20 protein-coding genes and 1 tRNA gene are annotated in these 25,152 nt (G+C 66.5%); 7 read left to right on the top strand and 14 right to left on the bottom strand.

Annotated elements, in window-relative coordinates; translation table 11 throughout:
• Positions 1-57: 57 nt before the first annotated feature.
• Genes RIT73_RS03625 through RIT73_RS03600 form a run of 6 tightly spaced genes read right to left on the bottom strand, consistent with a single transcriptional unit; the run spans position 58 to position 7,765 of the window.
• Positions 58-1,914 (bottom strand): serine/threonine-protein kinase, encoded by a 1,857-nt coding sequence (locus RIT73_RS03625; RefSeq protein ID WP_309130691.1) that lies wholly within the window; start codon positions 1,912-1,914, stop codon positions 58-60.
• Positions 1,911-3,380 (bottom strand): penicillin-binding protein 2, encoded by a 1,470-nt coding sequence (locus RIT73_RS03620; RefSeq protein WP_309130690.1) that lies wholly within the window; start codon positions 3,378-3,380, stop codon positions 1,911-1,913. The genes RIT73_RS03625 and RIT73_RS03620 overlap by 4 nt, the downstream gene beginning before the upstream one ends.
• Entirely contained in the window at positions 3,377-4,903 is a 1,527-nt protein-coding gene (locus RIT73_RS03615) for an FtsW/RodA/SpoVE family cell cycle protein (RefSeq protein ID WP_309130689.1), read from the bottom strand. The genes RIT73_RS03620 and RIT73_RS03615 overlap by 4 nt, the downstream gene beginning before the upstream one ends.
• On the bottom strand, positions 4,900-6,387 hold the full coding sequence (locus tag RIT73_RS03610) for a protein phosphatase 2C domain-containing protein (RefSeq protein WP_375294971.1): 1,488 nt from the start codon (positions 6,385-6,387) through the stop codon (positions 4,900-4,902). Before RIT73_RS03610 ends, RIT73_RS03615 begins: the two co-directional genes overlap by 4 nt.
• On the bottom strand, positions 6,384-6,899 hold the full coding sequence (locus RIT73_RS03605; RefSeq protein ID WP_309130687.1) for an FHA domain-containing protein: 516 nt from the start codon (positions 6,897-6,899) through the stop codon (positions 6,384-6,386). Before RIT73_RS03605 ends, RIT73_RS03610 begins: the two co-directional genes overlap by 4 nt.
• Entirely contained in the window at positions 6,896-7,765 is an 870-nt protein-coding gene (locus RIT73_RS03600; protein WP_309130686.1) for a DUF3662 and FHA domain-containing protein, read from the bottom strand. Before RIT73_RS03600 ends, RIT73_RS03605 begins: the two co-directional genes overlap by 4 nt.
• Positions 7,766-8,119: 354 nt before the next feature.
• Here RIT73_RS03600 and RIT73_RS03595 point away from each other — a divergent pair.
• Positions 8,120-8,203: transfer RNA gene (locus RIT73_RS03595), tRNA-Leu, on the top strand.
• Positions 8,204-8,282: 79 nt separating this feature from the next.
• Here RIT73_RS03595 and RIT73_RS03590 read toward each other — a convergent pair.
• Positions 8,283-9,428, bottom strand: a complete 1,146-nt coding sequence (locus RIT73_RS03590; RefSeq protein WP_309130685.1) for a hypothetical protein — start codon at positions 9,426-9,428, stop codon at positions 8,283-8,285.
• A 92-nt stretch (positions 9,429-9,520) separates the two neighbouring features.
• On the opposite strand from RIT73_RS03590, the gene RIT73_RS03585 reads away from it, so the two are divergent.
• On the top strand, positions 9,521-11,278 hold the full coding sequence (locus RIT73_RS03585; RefSeq protein WP_309130684.1) for a bifunctional 3'-5' exonuclease/DNA polymerase: 1,758 nt from the start codon (positions 9,521-9,523) through the stop codon (positions 11,276-11,278).
• Positions 11,279-11,284: 6 nt separating this feature from the next.
• On the opposite strand, the gene RIT73_RS03580 is transcribed toward RIT73_RS03585, so the two are convergent.
• Positions 11,285-11,725 (bottom strand): MarR family transcriptional regulator, encoded by a 441-nt coding sequence (locus tag RIT73_RS03580; protein ID WP_309130683.1) that lies wholly within the window; start codon positions 11,723-11,725, stop codon positions 11,285-11,287.
• 64 nt (positions 11,726-11,789) lie between these two features.
• Here RIT73_RS03580 and RIT73_RS03575 point away from each other — a divergent pair, with 64 nt between their 5' ends.
• Positions 11,790-12,158 carry a VOC family protein gene (locus tag RIT73_RS03575; protein ID WP_309130682.1) on the top strand — a complete coding sequence of 123 codons (369 nt, stop codon included), beginning with the start codon at positions 11,790-11,792 and terminating at the stop codon, positions 12,156-12,158.
• A gap of 51 nt (positions 12,159-12,209) precedes the next feature.
• Here RIT73_RS03575 and RIT73_RS03570 read toward each other — a convergent pair whose 3' ends face one another.
• From RIT73_RS03570 to RIT73_RS03560, 3 genes are all read right to left on the bottom strand, one after another.
• The gene (locus RIT73_RS03570; RefSeq protein ID WP_309130681.1) at positions 12,210-13,052 is read right to left on the bottom strand and encodes a PhzF family phenazine biosynthesis protein; all 843 of its coding nucleotides are present in this window, start codon (positions 13,050-13,052) and stop codon (positions 12,210-12,212) included.
• A gap of 157 nt (positions 13,053-13,209) precedes the next feature.
• Complete coding sequence (locus RIT73_RS03565; protein ID WP_309130680.1) at positions 13,210-13,944, bottom strand: LysE family translocator; 735 nt, start codon at positions 13,942-13,944, stop codon at positions 13,210-13,212.
• A gap of 119 nt (positions 13,945-14,063) precedes the next feature.
• On the bottom strand, positions 14,064-16,151 hold the full coding sequence (locus RIT73_RS03560; RefSeq protein ID WP_309130679.1) for an HNH endonuclease signature motif containing protein: 2,088 nt from the start codon (positions 16,149-16,151) through the stop codon (positions 14,064-14,066).
• 243 nt (positions 16,152-16,394) lie between these two features.
• Here RIT73_RS03560 and RIT73_RS03555 point away from each other — a divergent pair, with 243 nt between their 5' ends.
• Complete coding sequence (locus RIT73_RS03555) at positions 16,395-17,138, top strand: M50 family metallopeptidase (RefSeq protein ID WP_309130678.1); 744 nt, start codon at positions 16,395-16,397, stop codon at positions 17,136-17,138.
• Between the two features lie 126 nt (positions 17,139-17,264).
• The gene (locus RIT73_RS03550) at positions 17,265-17,990 is read left to right on the top strand and encodes an HAD family phosphatase (protein WP_309130677.1); all 726 of its coding nucleotides are present in this window, start codon (positions 17,265-17,267) and stop codon (positions 17,988-17,990) included.
• 245 nt (positions 17,991-18,235) lie between these two features.
• Here the strand turns inward: RIT73_RS03550 and RIT73_RS03545 are convergent, their stop codons facing one another.
• Positions 18,236-19,825 carry a nucleobase:cation symporter-2 family protein gene (locus RIT73_RS03545; RefSeq protein WP_309130676.1) on the bottom strand — a complete coding sequence of 530 codons (1,590 nt, stop codon included), beginning with the start codon at positions 19,823-19,825 and terminating at the stop codon, positions 18,236-18,238.
• A gap of 483 nt (positions 19,826-20,308) precedes the next feature.
• On the opposite strand from RIT73_RS03545, the gene RIT73_RS03540 reads away from it, so the two are divergent.
• Positions 20,309-21,682, top strand: coding sequence for an 8-oxoguanine deaminase (locus tag RIT73_RS03540; protein WP_309130675.1), 1,374 nt, complete (start codon positions 20,309-20,311; stop codon positions 21,680-21,682).
• A 56-nt stretch (positions 21,683-21,738) separates the two neighbouring features.
• On the opposite strand, the gene RIT73_RS03535 is transcribed toward RIT73_RS03540, so the two are convergent.
• Positions 21,739-22,587, bottom strand: a complete 849-nt coding sequence (locus RIT73_RS03535; protein WP_309130674.1) for a MerR family transcriptional regulator — start codon at positions 22,585-22,587, stop codon at positions 21,739-21,741.
• 101 nt (positions 22,588-22,688) lie between these two features.
• Positions 22,689-23,429 (bottom strand): FCD domain-containing protein, encoded by a 741-nt coding sequence (locus tag RIT73_RS03530; protein WP_309130673.1) that lies wholly within the window; start codon positions 23,427-23,429, stop codon positions 22,689-22,691.
• A 205-nt stretch (positions 23,430-23,634) separates the two neighbouring features.
• Between RIT73_RS03530 and eat the strand changes: the two genes are divergently transcribed.
• Positions 23,635-25,071, top strand: a complete 1,437-nt coding sequence (gene eat / locus RIT73_RS03525; protein WP_309130672.1) for an ethanolamine permease — start codon at positions 23,635-23,637, stop codon at positions 25,069-25,071.
• Positions 25,072-25,152 lie beyond the last annotated feature (81 nt).

Here is a 25,152-nt window from a genome sequence, read left to right as displayed (position 1 = left end):
GCGCACTTGTCTGCTGGTCCGATCATTGGTCGTCGTCATCGATGCCGCTGCTCACTGCTAGCCGTCATTGCCGGTGACATCGGTCGACGCCACGCCGTCGAGTCCGCCGCCGTTGCCCTGGCCCCCGGCGTTGTCCTGACCGCCCTGACCGTTCCCGGCGCCGGTGTTCGAGCCCGTGTCCTGGTTCGCCTCAGAGCCGGTGCCGGAATTCGCATTCGAGCCGCTGCCGGAGTTCGAGCCGCTGCCGGAGTTCGAGCCGCTGCCGGAGTTCGCGTTCGAGCCGCTGTTCGCATTGTCCTGCGAGTTCTCCTCCGCACCGCTGTCGGTGGCGGTGTCGGACTCGTCCTCGGCGTTGCGGCCGGAGTCCGACCCGGACCCGGAACCGGAGTTCGATCCCGAATCGCTGCCGGGGCTGCTCGGTTCCTGCGTCCGCTTCGGTTCCGGTTCGGGTTCGGGTTCCGGAGCGGGACCCGAGGAGATCTCGAGGACGACGGTGTCCCCCTCGAGGAAGGTGTACCCGTTCTCGCCCTCGCGGACCTCGGCCACGGTGCCGGCCGGCTGCTGCGAAGCGACGCTGCGGGTCTCGGCCTTGAGGTCCTGTTGTTCGAGGTTGTCGACCGCCGAGGATTCCGAGAGGCCGATGTAGTCGTCCGGATCGATCGTGATCGACTGCTTCGTCTCCGACGGGGTGGCCTTCGTCGTGGTCGGGGCAGGAGCCGGGTCATCGCCGGCGCCGCCGAGGAAGAACCAGAGCAGGGCGCCGACCGCGATGAGGGCGAGCAGCGCGAGGATCCAGATCAGGGTCCGGCCCTTCTTCTTCTGCTTCTCATCGACTTCGTCGTTCTTCGTGCCGTCGACACCGCCGCGATCATCGGCATCGGCCGCCAGGAGCCCGGCCCCGGCGCCGGCCGCGCCTGCGGCCCCGGCGGCTCCCGCCTGATCTGCAGAATAGACCCGGGTGGCGTCATTGGACGCGGTCACGGGCATCACCTGGGTCGAGGCGGCGGTCTCGGGCGAGTTGAATGCCTGGGTCAGGGCCTCGGTGGCGGAATTGCCCAGACGCATCTGGGGCAGGATCGCCTCGGCGCCGGCGACATCGCCGACGGCCAGGGCGTTGGCGGCCCGTGCGACTGCGGTGGCGTCGGAGGGTCGGCGGTCGGGTTTCTTCTCGAGCAGGCAGTCGACGAGGCGGCGCAGGGGTTCGGACACAGTGTCGGGCAGCGGGGGATGCTGCTGGTTGACCTGGGCGATGGCGATGGCGACCTGCGAGTCCCCGGTGAAGGGACGCTGACCAGCCAACGCCTCGTAGGCGATGATGCCGAGGGCGTAGAGGTCGGAGCCGGGCCCCGATCCCTTCCCGGTGGCCTGTTCGGGCGCGAGGTACTGGGCGGTGCCCATGACCTGGCCGGTCTTCGTCAGCGGCGCCTGATCGGCGACGCGGGCGATGCCGAAGTCGGTGATCTTCACCCGGAAGTCCGGGGTGATGAGGATGTTGCCGGGTTTGATGTCGCGGTGGATGACTCCCACCCGGTGTGCGGCTCCGAGGGCCTGCGCGGCTTGCGAGACGATGCTCAGGGTGTCCGCCTCGGACAGCGGTGCGCTCCGTTCGATGATGGTCGACAGGGGGTCACCCGGGACGTACTCCATGACCAGGTAGGGGGAGCCCGCTTCGTCGCCGTAGTCGTAGACGCCGGCGATGCCCGGATCGGAGACGCGGCCCATGTTCTGGGCCTCGGCCTGGAAGCGGGCGAGGAAGGAGGGATCGGAGAGGTATTCGTCCTTGAGGATCTTCGCGGCGACTTCGCGGCCGAGCACCGAGTCGGTGCCCTTCCAGACCTCACCCATGCCGCCCACGGCGATCCGGGAGGTCAGCTTGTAGCGATTGCCCAGCAGCGTGCCTTCGACTGGTCTCATTTCCTGACCACCGCTTCCATCATGTCCTTGGCGATCGGCCCGGCGACCGTCGCACCATAAGCTTCGCTGCCGGCGTTTCCGCCGTTCTCCACGACCACGGCCACCGCGATCTGGGGATCCTCTGCGGGGGCGAAGGAGACGAACCAGGCGTGGGGTGCAGCACCCTGTGCGTGCTGGGCGGTGCCGGTCTTCGCGGCGACCTTGACCCCGGGGATCTTGGCCACCGAGGCGGTGCCGTCGGTGACGACGCCTTCCATCATCGACGTCAGCTCACCGGCGGTGTCCTCGGAGACCGGGCGCGACATCTCCTGCGGCCGGGTCTCCTCGATCGGCTCCAGAGTGCCCGCGTTGAGCACGCGGTTGACGAGCTGCGGCTTCATCATCGAGCCTCCGTTGGCGATCCCCGCGGTCATCATGGCCATCTGCAGAGGAGTCGCGCGGACCTCGTACTGCCCGAGGGAGGACTGGGCAAGCTGGGGCGGGTTGAGACCGCTGGGGAACGACGACGGGGAGACAGGCAGCGGGATGTCGAGATCCTGGCCGAATCCGAACTTCTCCGCCTGTTCGCGGACCGCGTCCTCTCCCAGGTCCATCCCGAGGGAGGCGAACGAGGTGTTGCAGGACTCGGCGAGGGAATCCGCCAGTGATGGGCGCCCGCCGTTGCGGCAGGGCCCCGGATGGGAATTGCTGATCGTCGCGGTCGTCTGCGGCAGGTCGAGCGTGCCGGGTCCCTTGAGCGTTGAGTTCGGTGTGTAGTCGCCGGATTCGAGCGCCGCCGCGGCGACGATGACCTTGAAGGTCGAACCGGGCGGGTAGAGGTTGCCGCCGATGGCGCGGTTGTAGGCGGGGTTGTCCTCTGCGTCGAGCAGAGACTGGTAGGAGCTGGCCGCCTTCTCCGGGTCATGGGTGGCGAGCCGGTTCGGGTTCCAGCCCGGGGTCGAGGCCATCGCGAGGATCTTCCCGGTCTTCGGGTCGATGGCGACGGCGGCTCCGTTCTGGTTGCCCAGACCCTTCCAGGCCGCTTCCTGCACCTCGGGGTCGATGGTCAGCTCAACGGCGGCGCCGCGCGGCTGTTCGCCGGTGAAGATGCTGCCGATCTTGTCGTAGAACAGGGCATCGGAGTCCCCGGACAGGTAGTCGTTGGCATAGCGCTCCATGCCCGAGGCGCCAGAGGTGATCGAGTAGTAGCCGGTCAGCGCTGCGTAAGCGCGCGGGTCGAGGTCTTCGGACCCGTATTTCCGCTGGTACTTGTAGCGGTCGTCGACGGGTTCGGAGTAGGCGACAGGAGTGCCGTCGACGAGGATCGGGCCACGATCGCGGGAGAGCTGCTCGAGGATCTTCCGGTTGTTCAGGGAGTTGTTGTTGAGCGCGTCGGCGCGCACGAACTGCACCCAGCTCGTCGATCCGAAGAGGAGTGCGAACATGACGAATCCGACGACGGAGACGTGGGTCAGGGCCTTCTTCATCGTTCACCTCCGGTCGTTCCCAGATTCGTGGTGGGTGCGTCATCGTCCAAGTCGTGCGGTGCCGCTCCGTGGCTCTTCGCTGCGGCCCTCTGCTTGGGGGAGCCTGCGGCCCCCTGCCGCTTGGGGGAACCTGCGTCCTCCGGGTCCTCCGTGATCCGCAGGACTCCGGTGTGGAACTCCTCGACGGGCCGCCTCGCATTGTCGGAGATCCGCAGCAGGAGAGCGATGATCACCCAGTTCGCCACCAGGGACGATCCGCCGGCGGCGAGGAACGGGGTGGTGAGACCCGTGAGGGGGATCAGCCGGGTGACGCCGCCGACGACGACGAAGACCTGCAGGGCGATCGTGAAGGACAGGCCCGTGGCGAGCAGGGTGCCGAAGCCGTCGCGCAGCTCACTCGCGGTCTTCATGCCGCGCTGGAAGATGAAGAGGTAGCACAGCAGGATGACGAACAGACCCGCCATCCCCAGCTCCTCGCCGAGGCTGGCGTAGATGAAGTCCGAGTCCGCGAAGGGGACCATGCTCGGACGGCCTTCGCCGAGGCCGGTGCCGACGAGACCGCCGTTGGCCATCCCGAACAGACCCTGGACCAGCTGATAGGAGCCGCCAGGGGTCTTGTTGTACTCCTCGGGAGTCAGGGCGTGGAGCCATCCGTCGACGCGCTGACCGACGTGGGAGAAGAGGAAGGTGGCGGCGACGGCGCCGATGCTGAAGAAGCCGAGGCCGAGCAGGATCCAGGACTTGCGGCTGGTGGCGACGTAGAGCATGGCCACGAACAGCCCGAAGAACAGCAGCGAGGTGCCGAGATCGCGCTCGAGGACGAGGATGCAGACGCTGGCGATCCAGGCGATGACGATGGGGCCGAAGTCGCGCAGGCGCGGGAAGCGGATGCCGAGGATCTTGGGGCCGGCCAGCACGAGCTGGTCGCGGTAGCTGACGAGATAGCCGGCGAAGAAGATCGCCAGGAGGATCTTCGCGATCTCTCCGGGCTGGAAGGAGAATCCGCCGACCCCGATCCAGATTCGGGCGCCATTGACGGTCTTGCCCAGGCCGGGCAGGAGCGGTAGGAGGAGGAAGACGAGCGCGGCCAACCCGGAGAGGAAGGTGTAGCGGCGGAGCCAGCGGTGGTCCTTGAGGAAAATGATGACACCGACGGCCAGACCGACCCCCAGGGTCATCCAGATCAGCTGCGAGACAGCGACAGCGTCGGTGCCGGTGCGCTCCTGGGCGTAGTCGATGCGATAGATCATCGCCAGGCCGAGGCCGTTGAGCAGGACCGCGATGGGAAGCAGCACCGGATCGGCGTACTTCGCCTTCCACCAGATGACGATGTGGACGACGAGACCGAGAGCCGCCAGCCACCCGGCATAGCCGTAGACGTTGGCGGGAATCGTTCCCTCGGTGCCCAGGCCCACCAGGGCATAGGCGCTCGTCGCCACTGCGATGGCGAGGATGAGCAGGGCGAGCTCGGCCAGGCGGTACGGCCGCGGCCGCCCGACCTGATCGGAGGGAGCGGACATCATTGTGTCTCCCTGGTGATGGAATCACTCGGACTCACGGGCTGACTGCTCGGCGGTGAGGGAGCGGGATCGCTCGGGTTAGTGCCGTCCGCGGCATTGCCGCTGACCCCGCCGACCTGCCGTGATTCGTTGCGCAGGTTCTCGAGGATGCGATTGGCCTCATCGCGGGAGTCGGCCTGGATGGAGCCGCGCAGACGGTCCTGGGAGAAGCTGTTGAGGGTGTCGACGTCGATCTCGGTCGTGTCCTCGAGACGGCTGAGCTCGATCGGGCCCAGGGTCGTGTCGAGGCCGCGGTAGAGGGCGACCTTGCCGTCGACGGCGGTGAGGAAGTAGTGGTTGCTCACGTAGTTGTAGGCGAAGAACCCGCCCACGGCCAGGGCGATGATGACGATGGCGGTGATGATCCAGCCGAGGTAGGAGCGTTTTTCCACCTCGTCGTCGTCGGCGTCGAGGTCATCTCCTTCGGCGGTGTCGGCGGTGTCGACCGCACGGGTCTCGATCTCTTTGGTCTTCGCCGTCCCGTGGTCCGCGTCGTCCTGCTGGGAGGAGGGGGTCGCCTCGGCGGAGGGCTCCTGACCTTCGGATTCGGGCACCGTGTGCATGGGAACGGTGTCGGTGGGGACGTCGCCCTCGCCGAAGTGCTGCAGCGACTCCGTGGGTGCGTCGGTGGAGCCGTTCGTGCCGATCTGGGCGTACTGCGGGTTGATCTGGACGGAGCCGACCGCGATTCCGATCGGGGTCTCGACGGTGCCTTCGAGGACGTCGCCGATGACCACGGTGACGTTGTCGGCGCCGCCGCCGGCGAGAGCGAGGTCGACGAGCTGGCGGCAGCATTCATCGGGGTCGTCCACCTCGGCGAGGATCCGGGTGATGTCCGACATCTCGGCGAACCCGGTCAATCCATCGGAGCAGAGCATCCAGCGGTCGCCGACCTGGGCCTCGCGCAGGGACAGATCGAGGTCGGGGGAGGCCCCGACGTCGCCGAGGACCTTCATCACGACGGAGCGCTGAGGGTGCGTCTCGGCCTCATCGGCGGTGATGCGGCCCTCGTCGACGAGCATCTGGACGAACGTGTGGTCGTGGGTGACCATCTGCAGTTCGCCGTCGCGGAGCACGTAACCGCGTGAGTCGCCGATGTGGGCGAGGGCGAAGCGGTTGCCCGGGGCGCGCAGCAGGGCGGTGACGGTGGTGCCCATTCCGGCGAGCTCCGGCTGCTCGACGACGCCGCGGCAGATGCGGTCGTTGGCGTCGAGGATGGAGGTGCGCAGCAGTTCCAGGGCGTCGTCGCCGCTGGGCTCGTGGTCGAGTTCGGCGAGCCGGGCCACGGTGATCGCCGAGGCGACGTCACCGCCGGCATGACCGCCCATTCCGTCTGCGATGAGTAAGAAGTTCGGACCCGCGTACCCGGAGTCCTGGTTGTTCTTACGCACCAGCCCGGTGTGAGACCGGGCTGCTGAGCGGAGCGAAATGGTACCCACGGTGGTCACGATTGGGTCTCCAGCGTCGTATGGCCGATGGTGATCTGGGTGCCGATGCTCAGAGAGACCGGGGAAGTGATGCGAGAGCCGTCGACGAACGTGCCGTTCGTCGAGCCCAGGTCCTCGAGGACCTGGGCGCCGTTCTGCGCGACGATGCGGGCATGACGGCTGGAGGCGAAGTCATCGTTGATGACGATCGTGTTGTCCGGGGCGCGACCGAAGGTCACGGGCGCTCCGGACAGGATGAGCGAGGTTCCGGCCAGGGGGCCGGCGGTGACCCTGATCGAGCCGGGATGGGCCCGATCGGGTGCCCGCGACGGCGGTGCTGTCGGTGGAGCGGGTGCGGGAGCGGGAGGCGGGTTCGCCGCGGGACCAGACTTCCGGGACTTGCGACGCGACTTGCGCGGTCCGCGCTTGGCGCCGAAGATGTCCCGTTTCAGAACGCCTGCCACACCGAGGACGAAGAGCCAGAGGAGGATGAAGAAGGCGAACCGGAAGACGGTCACAGTAAATTCGCTCACAGAGAGTCCTGTTCGGTTTCGTGATACTTCACCTCTGCGTCACCGGCCGTGAGCACGTCTCCGTCGGCGAGGTTCGCGCTGGTCAGCCTGCGCCCGTGCAGGATGGTTCCGTTCGTGGACCCGAGATCGTTGGCGACGGCATGGTCGCGCTCGACGACGATCTCAAAGTGTCGCCGGGAGACTCCGGGGTCGTCGATGACCAGGTCGGAGCTGTTCGAGGAGCGGCCGAAGATATTGCTGCCCATCTCCAGGGGGTACGTCTGTCCGTTGATGGTCACACTGGCGCTGATGGCGCGGGGCTTGGCGGCGGGTGCCGGCCGGACCGGCACGGGCCGGGCATGGCCGGCCGAGCGGGCGGGGGTCGGTTCGGAGGTCCGCCGCGGTGCGGCCGGGCGCGAGCCGGAGCCGATCGATGGCTCATGGACGATGCTGTTGGCGCGTGAGGGCGGGTCGTAGCCGCCGCGGTTGGCGGGCTGAGCCGCAGGTGAGCCGTCGGGGCGTTCCGTGCTCGAGACGACCCGGTACATCCCGGTGTCGAGGTCATCGGCTTCGACGAACTCGACTGAGACGGGTCCGACGAAGCTGTACGCCTGTTCGATGGCATGATCGCCGATGACCTGGCGCAGGTCGGACCTCAGTTCGGTCTCGATGCCCGAGAGCCGCTCGAAGTCCGTCGGCGAGAGTTCGATCGTGTAGTGATTGGCGGTCAGTGTCCTCCCGCGGGAGACGACTGCTGCCTTGTTGTCCGCTTCGCGGCGCAGGGCGCCGGCGAGCTCGACGGGTTCGACCTGAGATCTGAATGCTTTGGCGAAGGCACCATTGACGACGTTTTCCAGTCCCTTCTCGAATCGATCGAGAATCCCCATGGCACCTCCTTCGCTGGGTGTTGCTGTCGTGTCGAAGTGTCGGTCTGCACTTGTCAATGCCGGTGCCCTCTGCCCCGGACGCTGATTCCGGGATCGGGCGCACCAACACTCAATCCTAACGCGGTGAGCCTCTCAACTCACGTCCCGCGGATTCTCGGGGCGCAGTTGGGTCCGGATTCCCCGCGGTCGCCCAGCTTAGGGGTCAGTGCTGAGTAATCGATGAATCCGGCTCCCGACCGGGGTGAGCAACGGAGTGCCCGGTCCTCGTCGATGTGAGGGTGGACACGTTTGGGGGAAACCGGCTGAATCGGTTTCCTGTTTCCGCTTCGTCCCTGCTAGAGTTTTCTCTTGTTCGCGCGAGTGGCGGAATTGGTAGACGCGCTGGCTTCAGGTGCCAGTGATCGAAAGGTCGTGGGGGTTCAAGTCCCCCCTCGCGCACAGCGGACACAGGCTCCCGAATCGGTTGAATCCGGTTCGGGAGCTTCTGCATTCATGCCGTGCAGGCACCGTGATCGCTTCAGGCCCGTGAATCAGTGGGGGACGGCTTCACCGGCTGCTCGATCGACTCGCCTCCGCCTCGGCGATCGCCCGAGCTCCGATGTCCGATGTAGCCCCACACGGCCAGGGCCAGGGCGGGACCCCAGAGCCAGCAGGGGAAGATGAGCGTCATCTCGATGCTCCCGCCGAGGGCCGCCTGCATGAGGAAGGGGACGGCGGCGAAGCACAGCATCGCTGCGACGATTCCGCCGGGTACTGCGGCCGCGGCCACGGGCACCCGACGCCCCGCGAGGAAGGGGATCCACCGCGGGAACACCTCGCCCCAGGGCCGGATCAGGCCGATCGTCAGGACGAGAGCGAACCAGCTGCCGCTCGACAGGGCCAGTCCGAGGATTCGGGTGGGCATATCCGCCGCCGCCTCGGCGCCGAAGATCGGCCACGGGGTGAGCCAGGTCAGCCGGGCCAGGCCATAGGGCACGGGTCCGAGCGCTGCGAGGAGGGTGAACAGCGTGCGGTGTCGCGTGACCCAGCGGGTGGTGCGCTTCGCCGCGTCAGTGTCGACGACGGCGAGCACCGCGGCCGCGGCCCAGGCGAAGCCGATCGCGATCATGAGCAGGGTGACGAGGAGGAAGCCGGCCTGGCGTGCGAGTGCGGGCCCCAGATTGGAGACGAGCACGCCCAGAGGTTCTCGACCGAGGAGGAGCCCGATGCCTGAGGCGAGGAGGAGGGGGACTCCGATCGTCCATCGGGCGGCGGGATATCTGCGGATCACTTGGACGATGACGATGAGCAGGAGCACCGGAATCGCCATGGCGACGAGGTAGCCGGCGGTCGAGAGATTGGAGATGCTGCCGAATCCCACTCCGAACACCAGGGCCTGGGCGGCTCCGACGGCGGCGACGAGACCGATGCCCGCTGGGCGGCCGCGACCGGAACCGGTGAGGGCCGCAGCGCCGGCCGCGACGCCGACGACGGAGGAGAGCGCGAGCACGAGGGTGGCAGGGCCCATCCCGAACAGCGCGATGATGAGAGGCGGGACTGTGTCCACCCCGAAGACGATGGCGGTCGGATCGACCAGCCAGACGAGGCCGGCGACCGCGGCGATGGCCGACAGCACAGTCGCCGAGGCGAGGGCGATGCGGTACGGACGGGCTGAGGTTGTCATGCTTCGAGCATGGCCTGCCGCCGGCGCCGGGACTTCCCCCGAATCGGGGACTCGGCACCCCTCCGCGCGGGAGAAGCCAGTACCGTTGGACAATGACCGTTGGCCCGCCCGAATCCACGCACTGGTGCGTGATCGGCCGCACCCGGAATCCTGACCGACCCGACGAAGTCGCTGCGGTCGACCTCGATTCCGCTGGTGAGAAGGTCGGCGGCGTCCGCCTCGGCGAGGATGAGCTGGCCGACTTCGTGCGCGACCGTGAAGCGGCTGCACTCCGGCCGAGGTGGGTCTTCAGCGACGCGCCGCGCTGGTACCCCGCGTGGCTGGCGGCCGGAGTGCGCATCGGCCGCTGCCACGACCTGCGGCTGGCGCATGCGATCCTCATGCGCTCCGAGCTCGTCACCGAACCGGGGCCGCTGAGGGAGGCGGCCGACTGGGACGCGGGCCCCGTGACCGCAGCTGCCGAATCCGATGCGGTCGCGCTCTTCGACGTCGAGGGCGGGCGGGATCGGGCCAAGGAGGTCCCGCACGACATCGACTCCGCGCTCGCCGAATTCGCGCGCCAGCACTCGGCCCTCGCCACCGCCGCGGATCCGGGCCGGCTGCGTCTGCTGCTCGCCGCCGAATCCGCAGGCGCACTGGTCGCCGCTGAGATGCACGCGGCCGGAGCGCCTTGGGACGTGGCCGAACACGACCGGATCCTCACCGAGGTCCTCGGCCCGCGCCCTCCGCTGGGTGCGAAGCCGGCGAAGATGCAAGCCGTCGCCGAGGAGGTCCGGGTTGCGCTCGAGGATCCCCGCGCGAACCTCGACTCGCACGCGAAGCTCCTGTCCGCCCTGCACCGGGCCGGCATCAATGTCGCCTCGACCTCGAAATGGGAGCTGGCCGAGAGCGACCATCCCGCGATCGAGCCGCTGCTGCGCTACAAGAAGCTCGCCCGACTGCTGTCGGCCAACGGCTGGCACTGGCTCGACGAATGGATCGAGAGCGGACGGTACCGGCCCGTGTACGTTCCCGGGGGAGTCGTCACCGGCCGGTGGGCGGCCAGCGGCGGCGGAGCTCTGCAGATCCCGCGACAGCTGCGACCGGCGCTGCGAGCCGACCCGGGCTGGACGCTCATCTCCGCCGACGTCGCTCAGCTGGAACCCCGGGCGCTCGCCGCGATGTCCGGCGACCGGGCGATGGCGGAGGCCGGCCGGGAGAAGGACCTCTATTCGGGCATCGTCGATTCCGGCATCGTCGCCACCAGGCAGGAGGCGAAGATCGCGGTGCTCGGCGCCATGTACGGCGGCACCACCGGCGACAGTGGTCGTCTCGTTCCCCGGCTGCGGACGAGCTTCCCGCAGGCGATGGCCCTCGTCGACTCCGCCGCCGAGGTGGGGGCCGCGGGCGGAGTCGTGTCGACGTGGCTCGGGCGGACGTCCCCGGTGCCGAGTGAGGGGTGGAGGCAGCTGCAGGCGCGTGCCAACCGTTTCGACGCCACGGCCCAGGACGAGGCGATCGCGCGGCGGGCCGCCGGGGATCAGGGCCGGTTCACCCGCAACTTCGTGGTCCAGGGAACCGCCGCGGAGTGGGCGCTGGCCTGGCTCGCAGACCTCAGACTGCGGCTGTCACGACTGCCGGCGACCACCTCGGTGCCGGCATCGCCCTCCGGTCCCGTCTTCGACTCGCGGGCGCACCTGGTCTTCTTCCTCCACGACGAGGTGATCGTGCACTCCCCGCTCGATCAGGCCGAGGACGCGGCGGAGGCGATCAGGGCGGCGGCCGCATCGGCGGGTCGTCTCCTGTTCGGAGATGCGCCCGTCGACTTCCCCCTGGACCTCACGATCGCGGAACGCGCGGTCAAGGAGTGAGTGCGGTCAGGGAGTGAGGAGGGCGTCGATGCACTTCTCCAATGCCCGGATCAAGCTCTTCCGCTGGTCCGTGTCGAGAGTGCTCACCATGTGGGCCTCGATCCTCATCGCGCGTTCTGACGCTTGGGTGAGCAGTGCTTCGCCCGCTTCGGTGAGGGTCGTCGGAAGTGCGCGTCCGCTCTCTGCTCTCTCGGCGCGCACCACCAATCCACGTTCCTCGAGTCCACGCAGCAGCGTGTTCATGGTCTGACGCGTCACGAAGGCTCCGCGAGCGAGCTCGGCATTCGATGCCCCCGGCGTCCGCCGGAGCAGCTCGAGGCAGGCATATTGCGGCATCGACAGGTTCAGCGGCCGCAGTGCTTCGTCCATCCGCGATCGGAGCACCGATTGCACTTGCTTGAGCTGATAGCCGATTCGGGACTCGAGCGCGGCATTGTCTTGAATCATGTCAGTATTCTGACATAACTTGAAACATGTCAGGACACTGACATATCGAAAGAGAGGGAAATTCATGACTGTCACCGGACCGGATTTCGTCGCACTGCAGGTGCGAGACGTTGAGCGGGCAGCGGAGTTCTACGAGCAGCGGATCGGACTCGAGCGGGTTCCCACGGCGCCTCACGGAGCAGTTGTCTTCGCAACCGCACCGATACCATTCGCGGTCCGATCGCCCCTGCCGGGGGTCGTTCTCGATGACATGGCGCGACCGGGCACGGGCGTCGCCCTGTGGTTCCACTGCGACGACGCTCAGGCGCTGCATGACACACTTGTCGCCGACGGGGTCGAGATCATTCGCCCACCGGCTCCGAGTCCCTTCGGGCTGACGTTCACCTTCGCCGATGTAGACGGATACGCTGTCACGGTGCACGACCGAGCGTGAATCAGTCCCGCGCACAGCGGTGTCGGAGCACGGTGGAGCTCAGGGTGCGGCTCAGGCGAAGGCGGTGCCGCTGAAGCAGATCGTCGTCGCTCCGCCGACCCACACCTGGTCTCCCTCGCGGGTGATCGAGATGACGCCGGCGCGGCCGATGGCCGTGCCCTGGGTGGCGGTGTACTTGTCGGGGGCCAGCCCTTCGCGGATCAGCCACTGCGCGACCGAGGCGTTGAGGCTGCCGGTGACGGGATCTTCGACGATGCCCATGCCGGGCGCGAAGGCGCGGATCTCGTATTCGTGGTCCGAGTCCTCGGTGTGGGCGCCGATGACGCCGATCTTCGCGTCCGGGAGCGCGGTGAAGTCCGGGTTGAGGTCGAGGACCTGCTGGGCCGTGGCGAGGCGGACCGCGGCCCAGCCGGGACCGTTGTCGACCCATTGATGGCCGAGGATGTCGCTGCGGTCGACGCCGAGTGCCGTCGCGACGGCCTGCACGTCATCCTCGTCGAGCTCACCTGACCGGATGACTTCGGGGGCGGCGAAGGAGAGGACATCGGAGGCGCTCCGGCGCAACTCCACCAGGCCGGCATCGCATTCCTGGATCAGAGCGCCTTCGCTGTGCGGGGTGCCGCCCGCATTCAGCCAGGCGGCAGCCGAACCCAGGGTCGGGTGGCCGGCGAAGGGCAGTTCACTGGAGGGGGTGAAGATCCGCAGCCGGTAGTCGGCCGAGGGGTCGGTGGGCGGCAGGACGAAGGTCGTCTCCGACAGGTTCGTCCAGTTCGCGATCCGGGCCATGTCCTCACCGGACAGACCGTCGGCGTCGAGGATGACGGCGACGGGATTGCCCAGGAAGGGGTCGGCGGAGAAGACGTCGACCTGTGCGAATGGTCGGTTCCGTGGCATGAGTGCTCCTTCGACGAGGTGGTTGCTCCCACTGTACTGGCGCGACGCGACAATAGAGCCGAACGTCGGGTGCTCGATCGTCTGCCTGTTGGATCGACCGCCGGCGCGATCACTGACTGGCACGGTGTGGCGCAGCACCCCGGCTGCCGCGCTATGGCTACTGGCTCGCGAAGGCCATCGTTCCGCCGAGGCCGATGAGCATGCCACCGCCGATTCCACGGATGCGGGACATCCGCCTCGGCGAGCGGGCGAACCAACTGCGGGTGGTGCCGGCGATGAACGCCCACGAACCGTCGGAGAGCAGCGCCAGTGTCTGGAAGGCCAGACCGAGAACGATCATCTGCAAGGGCACGTGACCCGCCTCGAGTGAGACGAACTGCGGGAGGACGGCGACGAAGAAGACGATCGTCTTCGGGTTCGAGATGCCGACGATGAAGCCCTGTGTGAACATCGACCGATAGCGGAAGTCGCGCACAGTCGGGGAAAGCATGGGTTCGTCATCTTCTGAGAGCTCGGTCCAGCCGTGTGCGGGGATGGTGTGCGAGAAGTCGGGCGGCGGATCCTGCGCGATAGCCTGCTCGGCTTCGGGGACTTCGTTGCCAGCTCTCCGGTGGCGGATGCCTTGGACACCGAGGTATATGAGGTAGGCGGCCCCGAGGATCTTGACGATCGTGAAGATGACCACCGACTGGGCGACGATCGTGCCGACGCCGAAGGACACCGCCACAATCAGCGGGATGATCCCGGCGCAGCCGCCCAGAACACTGGTCAGTCCACCGCGTCTGCCGTGGGACAGTGATTGGCCGACGACGAAGAGCACAGTGGGTCCCGGGATCACGATGATGATGAGGGACGCCAGTAAGAAGGAGATGAGGGCTTCAGGAGTTGGCACCGGCACAGTTTAGTGCCGGTGAATACCGGGCTCGACATCCGTCCCTATGGCGGAACCGGGACCAGGCGAGAACAGAGAACCGAGATCAGACGGGATCAGACGGGATCAGAGAACCGAGATCAGAATGGGGGCGGATCGTCCGATTCCCAATGCCACTCCCTGAGCTCGGTGTTGAGGTCTGTGGTGTTGGGATATTCCGACCACGGGTCGGGAGGGCCTTCCACCCATCCCGGGCGACCCTCGTTGGGCGCGGGCCCTGGTCTCTCGGCGGAGGTTGTGCGCTCGCCGCGATAGTGGAATCTGCCGACGATCTGCTGGCGGGGGACCGAGGAGTTCGAGCCCAGGTCGGCGAAGAGCAGGGCTTGAGCAATGTTGATCGGGTTGTCTGGGGCGTGCACTCTCACGTTGGTGCCGTGTCGGAACACGTATTCGAGACACAGCGGTCCCGCGGAACGGACGAAGAACTTTCGGTCGGTCTTCGATTGGTGATGTGCTTTGCACAGCGGGTGAAGATTTCCGAACAGAGTGCGTCCTCCGTGGTCGGGATCCTCATGGTTGAACGGGATGATGTGGTCGATTTCGGAGTTCTCGGCTCTGAGGGTGCACCCGGGGATCGTGCACGTGACCCACTGAGCTGTCAGTGTCCGCCGCACGTTTCGGGGTATCGCGTAGGTGGTGGATTTCGCGTCGAGCGGTGTGCCGACAGCGGGATCGGTGAGGATCCTCGACCATGTGGAGGAGTGGGCGGCGAGATCGCGAGCCATGTCGGCGGGGATCGGCGACCCGTCGGGCAGGGTGCCGGGCAGGTCGGCCTTGCCGAGGAGCGTCAGAGCAGGCACGGTGACCGTGACGTCGGCTTGAGAATTCAGCCATTGGGCGTGAGTGGGCATGGACAGCCGGACGTCGTAACTGACGTCGTCGTCGGGGCCGGCCTGTTCGAACCCGCGGAGGAGGTCGCTCAGGCTCGGAGAAGCGGAGCTGTTTGCTGGGCCCGGGTCCGCTGCGGTGCCGAAGGCTGCGTCGGTGCTGAAGGCGGATGGGACGCCGAACGCCTCTATGCCCGTGGCGCCGTTCGCGTTGACCGCCGATTGGGACTTGTGGATGAATCCTAGGAGGCTGCCGGCGGAGACATCGGAGGTGCGAACGGTTCCGGTTCTTCTGTTGGTGCGGGTGACAGTCACGGTCACCTCGGGCGATGTTCGGCTCATGATGTCGTACATCAGAACCTTGACTCCACGTTCATCATTGAGCTTCTCATCGGGGCGGAGCTGAATGCCGAAGGCACTGGTATTGCCCGAATGGACAGCCCGTGCGAAGCCTTCGATGCGGCGATAGCAGGCATAGAGCTCCGGGGCAGGGCCGGTGAGAGTGAGGAACCCGGTGCCGTTGCCGTCGGTGCCGAAATCGACGCGACGACGCACAGCCGTGCGCTCGATGGTCTCCTCCATCGGCTGGAGGGTGACGACCTTGAGGTAGAGCCCCTTCTTGAAGGTCTCGATGGTGGTGTCGGCTCGGCGAACGGCCAAGTAGTCATCGACGGCGGGGAGATCAGGGAAGGGAAGATCCTGACAGGCGCGGGCCGTTGTGGTCAAGTGCTCGATCGTGAAGTCACCTTTGAGGCACCGCTCGTGGAACTGGGGCAGAGCGTGGACAAGCATGATCGCTGTCCGCACGAGAGCGTAGGCGCGAGTGATGCTGGTGCCGGTGAGGGCGGCAAGTTCGCTCATGTCCTCCGAGCGAGCGTGCCCGTGGACCCAGGAGTAGATCGAATGGGTGGGACGGTAGCCGGGGAACTTCGGCAGCTGGGGCGAAGGCGCTGACGAGTCGGAGGAAGTGACTCGTTCAGAGTCTTCCGTGTCAGCAGCGGACGAGATGATGGCTTCACCCTGGGCGGCGAGGGTCGTGCCGCCCAGGACCGAATCACGAATGGTGCGGTGGCAATAGGCTTCATCGGCGTTGTAACCGATGGGATTGAGAGCGGCGATGACTTCAGCGAGGAAGATGTTCGCGATTGCCGCCAACGAGGCAAGCTGGGCCCGGTCGCTTGCGAGGAAGCAGTCGAGAGCGGGAGCGAATGGGGATTCGGGATCGACCCGGAGGAGACGCTGGGAGGAAGCGCGAGGATCCGAGTCCTGGGGATCCGGAGGCTCGTCATCGCTCGGGGGAGTTGCTGCATCGTTGCCGTCGGTCCGCTTCACTGCCGTCACCTCCTCGTGCTCCTTATTCTTATTTTAATCGCAAGGAGATGATTTTAACCTCACAATAAGGTAACGGACCGCAGTTTGACTGACTTTCGAGAGACTGACTCCGTTTGAGTGATAAGAGTTAAGGAAGGTTGTCGAATGACCGAACTTCGCGAAGACCGTTCGAAAGTCTCTGGACCGAGCTGAAAGCCCCGTTCAGCTTCGGTTCCTAGACTGGGCGATTCGGTAGGCGAACGAAGGGCGATGATGGACGCGCAACAAGGATTTGCTACCTGGTGGGATGCCATCACTGCGGGCTTCGGGCGGCAGGATGGGCTCGAGCCGGGTCTCGTCGAGACTCTCCTTGTCATCGGCGTTCCACTTGTCGTCACCCTGACCCCAGTTATCTGGCGATTCTTCGGTCTCTTCGTCACCTTCGTCCATGAACTCGGGCACGCCTTTGCGGCTCTGATGACCGGTCGCATCGTCAAGGGCATTTCGCTGAATTTCGACCACTCGGGACAGATGAACTCCTTCGGCCGAGTCGGGTTCTCGGCGCATTGGTCGGGGTTCTGGGGGTATCCGGCTCCGGGGGTCGTCGGTTTGGCGCTCATCGCCTCGGCGGTCACGGGGTGGGCCCCGTTGGCGATGTCGGTCGGTGCGCTGATCCTGCTGATCGCCCTCATCTTCATTCGCAACTTCGCCGGCATCGCCATTGAGCTGACGACTGCGATCGCCGCACAGCTCGTCGTCGTGTTCCTGCCCGCCGAGTGGGTCACGGTCTTCGTCGCAGGCCTCGGCACCGCTCTGGCCATCGGCTCCCTCAAAGACCTCGTCAAGGTCATCCGCGTTCACACGCGGAGGCGGCATGTCCAGCAGTCCGACGCCTACATTCTCAGCCAGGGGTCGAGCCTGCCGGCAGGGGCATGGCTGACTCTTTTCACCCTGGTTATCGGCGTCTGTGCGGCTGCCTCGGGGTACCTCCTCTACACCGCGTTGTGGGCGGGCTGAACAGACCCATACACGGGTCTGAGCAGCCGCGAAAGCGGAGCCGCACAGACCCGAAAGTGGCAAGGATCGCTGTACCACCGCTACCCGCGTACTCGGCACCGAATGGCCGAATGGAAGAATGAGGTCATGAAGATGAGCCCCAAGTTCGCCGCCGTGCTGTTCGATTGTGACGGCGTCCTCGTCGATTCGGAGAAGATCACCAACGAGGTCCTGCGCGAGATGCTCGGCGAACTGGGATGGCATATGTCGAGCGAGGAATGCGTCTCGCGCTTCGTCGGTCGCATGCTCCGCGACGAGGCGGACGTGATCGAGGGGCACACCGGCTATCGCATCGACGAAGACTGGCTGATGGAGTTCCGCCGCCGACGCAATGTGCAGATCGCCGATTCCCTGGAAGCGATCCCCGGTGTCGTCGACGCTGTCCGCACCCTGCAGCAGGTCTACCCCGGCCGACTCGCCTGCGCCTCGAGCGCGGACCGCCCCAAGATCAACATGCAGCTGCAGAAGATCGGCCTCTTCGACGTGTTCGAGGGCCGGATCTTCTCCGGTGTGGAGCTCGATCGCGGCAAGCCCGCCCCAGATGTCTACCTCGTCGCGGCAGCGGCGCTGGGAGTCGATCCGGCTGAATCGGCCGTGATCGAGGATTCACCTCCGGGCGTCGAAGCGGGACGGGCGGCCGGAGCTCATGTCTTCGGATTCTGCCCGGCGTCCCCTGTGCACCAGAGCCCGGAGCTCCTGCTCGGCCTCGGAGCCGACGAGACTTTCACCGATATGACGCAACTGCCCGGGCTTCTCACCACCAGTGATCGGCGGTTCGAGTCACGCGAGAGCAGCGCGACCCAGTCCCACTGAAACGGCCCCGCCGAGGTGGCAGCGAAGAAAGCTCCCATCGCCGAGGTGGCAGCAAGGTAAGCGCCCCCGCCGAGGTGGCAGCAGGGTAAGCGCCCCCGCCGAGGTGGCAGCAGGGTAAGCGCCCCCGCCGGGGTGACCGCGCGAGAAGCGCCCCCGCCACGCAAAACAGCGCGGTCCCCACCCCCTCACGGGGCAGGGACCGCGCTGTCGATCGTCACCGGGGAATCACCTCGGCGAGGGGATCGTCAGGGCTTGTCGCATTCCTTGATCGCTCGCTCGAGATCTTCGCGGGTCTTGACCTCGCCGTTCTTGAGCTTCTCGGCGACGACCTGGTGCTGGGCGGCGGTCACGACCGGCACCTCTTCACCGTTGCAGTCGTAGATCTTTCCGTCCTTGATCGTGTCGCCCTCGGCGAGGATCGCCTCGTCGTTGAGCAGACGCCTGAGGTCTTCGTCCTTGATCACACGGTTGGTGCCGGCGACGAAGACGGAGCGGTCCGAACGGTCCTTCTTAGCGCCGATGTGGTTGAACAGGAGGTTGAGCAGCACGGCCATGATCGCAGCCGAGGAGATGCCCGAGTGGAGGATGATGCCGACCCAGTTCGGGAACGAGTGGTAGAAGTCGGGCTCGACGACCGGGATGATGCCGAAGGCCAGGGACACGGCCACGATGACCATGTTCATGTTGCCCTCGTACTTCACCTTGGCCAGGGTGCGGACACCCGAAGCGGCGACCGAGCCGAAGAGCACGATGCCGGCACCGCCGAGGACAGGCGACGGAACAGCTGCCACCAGGCCGCCAACCACCGGCAGGAGTCCGAGGACGACGAGGATGAAACCGCCTGCGGTGACGACGTAGCGCGACTTCACACCGGTGATGGCGACGAGGCCGACGTTCTGGGCGAACGCGGACTGGGTGAAGGAGTTGAAGATGGGGGCGACAGCCGAGGACAGCATGTCGGCGCGGAGTCCGTCGGCGATGCGCTTCTTGTCGACCTTGGTGTCGACGATCTCTCCGACGGCGATGATGTCGGCGGTGGTCTCGGTCATGGTCACGATGATGACAATGAACATGGAGATGACGGCGGCGACGGAGACAGTGGGCCAGCCGAACGCGAAGGGCTCGGGAAGCGCGAAGTAGCCGCGATCGGCGATGTTGGAGAAGTCGGCCCAGCCGAACATCGCACAGACGACGGTGCCGATGACGATCGAGAGCAGAATCGACAGTCGCGAGATCACGGCGTAGCCGACGCGGCTGAGGAGGAGGACGACGACCAGCGTGCCGATGGCGATGAGGACGTTCCGGAGGCTGCCGAAGTCCTCGGCCTGACGGTTGCCTCCCATGGCCCAGCCCGCAGCCACAGGCATGAGCGAGAGGCCGATCGTGGTGATCACGGTGCCCGTGACAACCGGCGGGAAGAAGCGGACGATCATCGCGAAGAACGGGGCGATGATCAGACCCAGCACCGAGGCGACGATGACCGAGCCGAAGATGCCCTGCAGTCCCTCTCCGCCGGCGAGGATCGCCGTCATCGTGGCGACGCCCGCGAAGGACACACCCTGGACGAGGGGGAGCTGGGAGCCGAAGAACGGCACGCCCCAGGACTGGAGGACCGTCGCCAGACCGCCCATGAACAGGCAGGAGGCGATGAGGAGGCTGATGTCGCCCGGGCTCAGGCCGGCGGCGGTGCCGATGATGAGCGGGACGGCGATGATTCCGCCGTACATGGTGAGCACGTGCTGGAAGCCATAGGCGATCAGCGTGCCGAGAGGCAGCTTCTCATCCTCCGGGCGGATCTGATTCTTCGTGGTTTCCGACTGTTTGGATACCGACATTTTTCTCTCCGTTGAGTTGCTCTTCGTACTGCGGGCCTGTGGGCGGCCGGCCTGATCGGCCTGCTGCCCGGAACGTCGCCAGTGTGCGAAGCGGTGTTGGTACTGTGCGGTAGGTTATGTGCTGTGTGGGGCGGTTCTGCGTCGAACATTTCCACAATGTGAAAAAGTTTTTCCTTATCGCAATATGCTAGGCGGATATTCACGACACCGCAAGTCCATTTCGTGATCTCTGCCACGCGGCCGGTGCGATCCGGTGCGGACCAATGTGCCCTGCCTCACATGATAGGATCTCGAACCGTCGACTCTCGGGTTCAGATCCTGGTTCAGTTCCTGGTTCAGCTGCTTCAGGTCCACCCTGGGTCGACCGGCGGAGCAGCAGACGCCGTGAAACCTGAGCTGGTGGCGATCCGCCCCAGCCGGTGTCGCCATCTCGGCGGCCGATGTCGACATCGGCCGCATCAGCACTTGAGCGAAAGAGGCGACATGTCCACTGTATGGCTGCGCGACCCCCTTGCCGTCCACCTCGGGCGCGACATCGATCCGACATCGGCCGGCCGCGGCCTCGTCATCGACACCGACTCCGGGACCATCCTCGAGCTCGTGGCCGCGGGTGAGGAGCCGGCGGGCGGCGAACGATCCGTCGACGAGGTCTTCGACGCGGGTGAGCACGTCATCACCCCGGGTCTGATCAACACTCATCACCACTTCTATCAGACTCTGACGCGGGCTTGGGCGCCGGTCGCCGACAAGCCCCTCTTCGATTGGCTCATCAACCTCTATCCCGTCTGGGCCCGATTGACCCCGAAGGCGCTCGAGCTCGCGACCACCGTGGCGATGGCCGAACTGCTCGAATCCGGCTGCACCACCGCCGCCGACCACCATTATCTGTTCCCCACTGGCATGGACGAGGCGATCGACGTCCAGGTCGACGTGGTCCGACGACTGGGGATGCGGGCCCTGCTCACCCGCGGTTCCATGTCCCTGGGCGTCGACGATGGCGGGCTCCCACCGCAGAGCACGGTGCAGGACGCCGAGGTGATCCTCGCCGATTCACGCCGGCTCGTCGAGACGTATCACGAACGAGGGGAGGGCGCGCAGGTGCAGATTGGACTGGCGCCGTGCTCCCCGTTCTCCGTCACCACCGAGCTCATGCGCGATTCCGCGGTCCTCGCCGAGGAGCTCGACGTCCGTCTTCACACCCACCTCGCCGAGACGCTCGACGAGGAGGAGTTCTGCAAAGAGCGCTTCGGTCTGCGCACCGTCGACTACCTCGAATCCGTGGGCTGGCTGAATGAGCGCGCCTGGATCGCGCACGGAATCCACTTCGACACCGAGGAGATCGCCCGCCTCGGCGCCGCCGGGGCGTCCGTCGCACACTGCCCGACCTCGAACATGCGACTGGCCTCAGGGATCGCCCGGGCCGTCGAACTCGAGGACGCCGGAGTGAACGTGGGCCTCGGCGTCGACGGATCCGCCTCGAACGACGCCTCCAACCTCATCCGCGAAGTGCGGCAGGCGCTCTACCTGCAGCGTCTGCGCTACGGATCGGCCGAGGTCACCTGCGCCCGGGTCCTCGACTGGGCGACCCGGGGGTCTGCGGCGGCGCTCGGCAGGGACGACATCGGCCGTATCGAGGTCGGCAAACAGGCGGACCTGGCGTTGTTCCGCCTCGACGGCCTGGCCTTCTCCGGTTCCCACGATCCGATCCCCGCGCTCGTCCTGTGCGGAGCGGAGAAGGCCGACCGGGTGATGGTCGCCGGTGCCTGGCGGGTCCTCGACGGCCATGCCGTCGGCCTCGACAAGGAGGCCCTCATCGCCGCCCACCGCGAGGAGGCCCGCCGGCTCGTCGCCGGGTGAGGCCTCGCCGAGGTGGGCGCTGTCCTGCCTCGGGTGGCGGCCCCTCCGTGCGATGCCTAGTCCGCCGCCTGGTTCCGGACGATCGGCTGCTGGAGTTCGACGACCCATCCTGACTGGTCGGCCGGATCGTCGGAACCGTCGCCGGTCTCGAGGTAGACCTCCCGACACGGTCCGGCCAGGTCGAAGCCCTGATCAGCGCACCACTGGGTGAGGTGCTGCCAGCCGACCGCGATATGGCTCATCGGTCCTTCGTGAACCAGAGTGGCCGCAGTGCAGGCGGGCAGGGTCGTCACGCTGAGCCCGGCGCATTCCGGTCGGGCCGCCAGTTCCTCGGCCCCGGTGCAGCGGAAGCCGCACGTCACCTCGGTGCCGGTGCTGTCCGCGCCGGTGTAGAGACCGACTCCGACGCCCGGCTTCGCACCCGCCTCGGCGATCTGCTCGGCCGCCCCGCGGAAGAGCGGGCCGATCTGGGAGCTGTCGAACGGCGGTTCGCCGAGGACGACGGTGCTGCCGAGGATCCGTTCGGCAGGCAGCTCCTTGACGACGCAATCGAGATGTTCCATGGACTTGTTCCTTTCGATGAGGGCCAGTCGGAAGTCGACGTCGGCCAGCTTCGCCGCGATGTCCTCTCTGTCGGCTCGCAGCTGATGGCGACGAAGGCGGAGCATCTCGGCCAGCTGCTCGGTGTCGAGATCCGAATCGAGCATCGCCGTCAGCTTCCTCAGCGGGATGCCCAGCGTATTCAGCGCCATGATCCTGTTGAGGCGGGACAGCTGGGCCACCGAATAGCTGCGGCGACCGGTGAAGCGGTCCACGTCGTCCGGCAGCAGCAGACCCAATGATTCGTAGTGCCTGAGCATGCGAACAGAGACCTGTCCGAGCCGGGCGAAATCGCCGATCCGCATGATGCATCCTCTCCGTCGATATCTCGATTGAGTCACCTGCCACAGTGTCAGGTTAAAGGGCGAAGTGTCGGGTTCAAGGGGTGAAGTGCCGGCGGTGGATCCTACTCCGACTGCAGCTCGAGGAATCCGCGCAGGAGTTCTTCCGTGCCCTCGGCGTGCTGCGCGGCCAGCGCCTCGGCAGTCTCCGGGTCCCCCTTCAGGATCGCCTCCATCAATTCGTGGTGCTGCGCGCAGGCGTGGGTGATGTTCGTGTGGATGAATGGGATCTGATTGAGATAGGCATTCACCCGGTCGCGGGTCGTGGCTGCGGCCTGGACCAGGGACGGGATTCCGGTGAGCTCCGCGATGCAGAGGTGGAAGCGGGAGTCGAGCGCGCGGAAGTGCTCGGCGCTCGTGCTGTCCCTCTCGGCGGCGCAGGCGGCCTCCGCCGCCCGTAGTCGTGAGCGCTCGTCCGCTCCGAGCTCGCGCCCGGCCGTGATCCGGGCCGCCGCGCATTCGAGGATCCGGCGAAAGGCCAGCGCGTCCGAGAGCTCGGTGGGATCGACGCCGCCTCCCGCCTCGGCGGAGGGGAGGGCGGTGACGAACGTGCCGCCGTAGCGCCCGCGTCTGACTTCGACGATCCCCGCGGTGTGGAGCTCTCCCAGTGCCTGCCGCAGGGTGGCACGGGAGACGCCGAGATCGGCGGCGAGTTCCCGTTCGGCCGGGAGCTTGTCCCCGACCAGGTACTGACCGAGGCGAATGGCACGCAGCAGCCGGGCGATCGTCTGCTCGAAGACATTGTTCGGACGTCCGGTCGTCGGCTGAGCCAACTGCCGCTCACCTCTCTTCCTGCTGTGAATCATGCACTCCGCGCACTCCGCATCTGCCGCGAGTTCCCCGCCCTCTGTCGAGAACAGGTGGCTGATGTAGTTGACAGCACAATGTTATCCGGATTACATTCGACACAGCTCAATGGTATGAAATCAATCCATTGAGTGGACCGGGAACCAGCACAGAACGTGGACTGGGTACGAGAATTTCGAATCAGCAACGACGTTGAGGGCGGATATGAGCCGGAACATCGAATACGGCAATGTGGCCGAGAACTATTTGGAGAAGCGACAACTGAAGAAGGGCGCGGCTGGGTGGATCCTGCTCGCGGGTCTCGGCGTCGCCTATGTCATCTCCGGCGACTTCTCGGGCTGGAACCTGGGACTCGCGGCAGGCGGGTGGGGCGGGCTCCTCATCGCGTTCCTGCTCATGGGACTCATGTACGTGTGCATGGTCTTCGGCCTGGCGGAGCTGTCCTCCACCCTGCCCACGGCGGGTGCCGGCTACGGCTTCGCCCGGCGGGCCCTGGGACCGCTGGGCGGATTCGCCACCGGAATGGCGATCCTCATCGAATACACCATGGCACCCGCGGCCATCTCAACCTTCATCGCCGGCTACGTCCAAGCCCTCGGGATCCTTCCCGAGAGCGTCCCCGTGTGGACGATCTACCTGGCGGCCTACGCGATCTTCATCGGCATCCACCTGTGGGGAGTCGGCGAGGCGCTGCGCCTCATGTTCGTCATCACCGCGGTGGCCGTGATCGCCCTCATCGTCTTCGTCTTCGCCGCCGTACCGCACTTCGACGCCTCCAAGCTCTTCGACATCGAACCCACCGCGGCACTCGGGTCGAGCACGTTCCTGCCCATGGGCCTCAGCGGTCTGCTCGCCTCCCTGGTCTTCGGCATCTGGTTCTTCCTCGCCGTCGAGGGCGTCCCCCTGGCCGCCGAGGAATCGGCCGACCCCAAACGGGACATGCCACGCGGGATCATCACCGCGATGGCGGTCCTCGTCGTCTTCGGCGCCCTCATGCTCATCCTCGTCCCCGGGGTCGCCGGGGCCACGGCGATGGGCGAATCCGACAACCCCCTGCCTGAGGCGCTGCGTCAGGCCTACGGCGAGAACTCGGCGCTGGCGACCTTCGTCAACTGGGCCGGACTCGCGGGACTGGTGGCGAGCTTCTTCTCCATCATCTTCGCCTACTCCCGGCAGCTCTTCGCGCTGTCCCGGGCGGGATACCTGCCCAAGTGGATGTCGCTCACGGGCGGCCGCCGGACCCCGGTGCTCGCCCTCATCGTGCCGGGCACCATCGGCTTCATCCTCGCGATCGTCGTCGACGGCAACGGCGGGATCCTGCTCAATGTCGCCGTCTTCGGCGCCACGGTGTCGTACGTCCTGCTCAATCTCTCCCACATCCGCCTGCGGATCAAGGAACCGGATCTGCCGCGCGGCTATCGCACCCCGGGCGGCATCGTCACGACCTCCATCGCCTTGGTGCTGGCCTCGGTCGCCGTGATCGCGACCTTCTTCGTCGACATCACCGCGGCCGCCATCGCCGCCGGAGTCTTCCTCGTCGCGCTCGCCTACTTCTGGCTCTACTCGCGGCACCACCTCGTCGCGAGCGCCCCGGAGGAGGAGTTCGCCCAGATCCAGGCCGCCGAGGAGGAGCTCAAGTGATCGATCGCGCGCTCACCGACCCCATGCCCGCCTCCACCGTCCGACCAGACTGCCGTCCAGATTCCCGAACAGAGGACCCCC

This window comes from Brevibacterium sp. (assembly GCF_031179145.1).
Lineage (GTDB): Bacteria > Actinomycetota > Actinomycetes > Actinomycetales > Brevibacteriaceae > Brevibacterium.
Note: the sequence above shows the minus strand (reverse complement) of the source record. Positions and strands in the feature narration are given on the sequence as shown.